The following is a 1,943-nucleotide window of genomic DNA, read 5'->3' as shown; positions in this document are numbered from 1 at the left end:
GCGCCCTCCTCACCGCCATCCCCACCCTCATCGTCTACTTCGTCCTGCAACGCCAGTTCGTCAGCGGCCTCACCCTCGGCGCCAACAAGGGCTGACCCCCTCGACGCCGAGCCCTCACATGGAAGAGACCCCCGTGCACCACCCCTTCACCCCCGTGGCCTCCGTCCCCGTGGATCCGGCCAACGCCCGTGTCCACGAGGAGGGCTGGCAGTCCTGGAGCCCCAGCGGCGCCTACGCCCTCGGTGAGAAGCCGTACCGCCCGACCAACGACAACTGGGCGACGGTCTGTTACCGCCCGGGCGTCACCGTCCCCGAGGGCGTCTTCCAGGGGGAGGGCCTGCTGGCGCTCGATCCCGGTGACGGTTCGCCGACCCGGCTCTGGGCGGCCGTGGACCCCACGGGCGAGGTTGCGTCGATCCGTCTGACGGTGACGGACGGCCTCGCGGAGGTCAGCGCGGACGGCGCGGTGAAGGAGTGGAGGGGCACGGACATCCAGGAGGCGCTGGGCAGTTGGGCCGAGAGCCTCGGCGTCGAGCCGCCGCGCCCGGCACCTACGGTCTGGTGCTCCTGGTACGAGTACTTCACCGAGGTCACCGAGGACGACATCCACGAGAACCTCCGGGCGATGGACACCCTCGACCTGCCCGTCGACGTGGTGCAGATCGACGACGGCTACCAGAGCGCCCTCGGCGACTGGCTCACCCTCTCCGGACGCTTCCGCTCCCGCGCGGGCATCGCCGACGCCATCCGGGCGCGCGGCCGGCGGGCCGGTATCTGGACGGCCCCCTTCCTGGTGGACCCGGCGAGCGAACTGGCCACCGAGCACCCCGACTGGCTGGTCCACGACACCGACGGCGGGTTCACGCACGCCGGCCGCAACTGGGGCCACGACCTGCGGGTGCTGGACACCACCCACCCCGAGGCGGCGGCCTACCTGACCGAGGTCTTCCGCACCCTGCGCGCCGAGGGCTACGACTACTTCAAGGTCGACTTCCTCTACGCGGGCGCGCTGGAGGGCGTACGGCACGCCTCCGTCGACGCGCTGACGGCGTACCGCTCCGGGATCGAGCTCATCCGTGAGGCGATCGGCCCGGACGCGTACCTGCTCGGCTGCGGGGCGCCCATCCTGCCCTCCATCGGCCTGTTCGACGCGATGCGGGTGAGCCCCGACACGGCCCCGCACCGCCGCCCCGAGGCGGACGACTACAGCCAGCCCGGCCAGGACCCGGCCGAGTTCACCGGCGCCGGCCGCCAGTGGCAGCACGGCCGGTTCTGGATCAACGACCCGGACTGCCTGATGGCCCGCCCGGCCGTGGAGACGCGCGAGCGCTGGGCCGCGCACGTGGCGGCGACCGGCGGTCTGATGGCCTCCAGCGACCGTCTGCTGTCCCTGGACGCGTGGGGCGTGGCCACCACGCGCCGTCTGCTGTCGGGAGGCGCGAAGTGAGCCGCGCCCTGAACGTGCCGGGCATCGCCTACGGCGGCGACTACAACCCGGAGCAGTGGCCCGAGGAGGTCTGGGCCGAGGACATGCGCCTGATGGCCGAGGCCGGGGTCACCATGGTCAGCGTCAACATCTTCTCCTGGGCGCTGCTCGAACCCGCCGAGGGCACCTACGACTTCTCGCGCCTGGACCGCATCCTCGACCTGCTGCACGCCCACGGCATCGCCGCCGACCTCGCGACCCCGACGGCGGCCCCGCCGGCCTGGTTCTTCGTCGCGCACCCGGACGCCCTGCCGGTCGACAAGGACGGCCGCAGGCTGTCGTACGGCAGCCGCCAGACGTTCTGCCCGTCCAGCCCCGCCTACCGCGAGGCGGCCCTGCGGATCACCGGCGAACTGGCCCGCCGCTACGCCGACCACCCGGCCGTGGTGATGTGGCACGTCCACAACGAGTACGGCTGCCACAACGCGGCCTGCTACTGCGACACCAGCGCGGCGGC

At 72.6% G+C, this 1,943-nt stretch carries 2 protein-coding genes and 1 pseudogene; all 3 read left to right on the top strand.

Features of this window, described 5'->3' with window-relative positions:
* Positions 1 to 95 (top strand): annotated as a pseudogene (locus ABZ453_RS51145) (carbohydrate ABC transporter permease); the annotation flags it as partial.
* 38 nt (positions 96 to 133) lie between these two features.
* Positions 134 to 1,447 carry a glycoside hydrolase family 36 protein gene (locus ABZ453_RS51140; RefSeq protein WP_359026930.1) on the top strand — a complete coding sequence of 438 codons (1,314 nt, stop codon included), beginning with the start codon at positions 134 to 136 and terminating at the stop codon, positions 1,445 to 1,447.
* Positions 1,444 to 1,943, top strand: a 500-nt coding sequence (locus tag ABZ453_RS51135; protein ID WP_359026928.1) for a beta-galactosidase, incomplete at its 3' end; no start/stop codon positions are given. The genes ABZ453_RS51140 and ABZ453_RS51135, both read left to right, overlap by 4 nt.

The sequence above is a fragment of the Streptomyces sp. NPDC005799 genome, assembly GCF_040630525.1.
GTDB classification, from domain to species: Bacteria; Actinomycetota; Actinomycetes; order Streptomycetales; family Streptomycetaceae; genus Streptomyces; species Streptomyces griseorubiginosus_B.
Note: the sequence above shows the minus strand (reverse complement) of the source record. Positions and strands in the feature narration are given on the sequence as shown.